The 607-nt window shown below is 59.0% G+C and carries 1 protein-coding gene; it reads left to right on the forward strand.

Annotated features, from left to right (window positions below):
- Positions 1 to 607: family 1 glycosylhydrolase (locus H6B10_RS15040; protein WP_204652314.1), on the forward strand; the 607-nt coding region annotated here is incomplete at both ends.

Raw genomic sequence — 607 nt, forward strand, 5'->3', positions numbered from 1 at the left:
TGCCGAACCCAGCGGCATCGCCTGTGACCATTATAATCGATATGAGGAAGATATCCGATTGCTTGCCGAAGCCGGACTCAACGCCTACCGCTTTTCCATTGAGTGGGCGCGCATCGAGCCGGAGGAAGGCCAATTCGACGCCGCCGAGGTAGAGCACTACCGCAAGGTAATTGCCTGCTGCAAGGCCCATGGGGTGGAGCCGGTGGTTACCCTGCTGCATTTCACCAGTCCCAGATGGCTGATCGCCAAAGGCGGCTGGGAGGCCGAGTCCACCATCTCCTATTTCAAGCGGTATGTCTCATATGTAATGGAACAGCTGGGCGATGAGCTGCACTATGTCTGCACCATCAACGAAGCCAACATGGGGCTGCAGCTGGCCGCGATCTCCAAGCGGTTCCGCCTGATGGCCGAACAGGCGGCCAAGACCGCTGCCGCTGCCGGCAAGTCCGCCGAAGGCACCGTGCAGGTGGGCATGAATTTCCAGAAGATGATGGAGAACATGAAATATGCCGCCGCTGAAAACGCCGGTGTCTTTGGGGACCCGCAGCCCAAAATCTTTGTCAGCGAGCGTACCCCCGAAGGAGATCTGCTGGTCATGCGCGCCCAC

The sequence above is a fragment of the Gemmiger formicilis genome (assembly GCF_016901605.1).
Classification (GTDB): Bacteria; Bacillota; Clostridia; order Oscillospirales; family Ruminococcaceae; genus Gemmiger; species Gemmiger formicilis_B.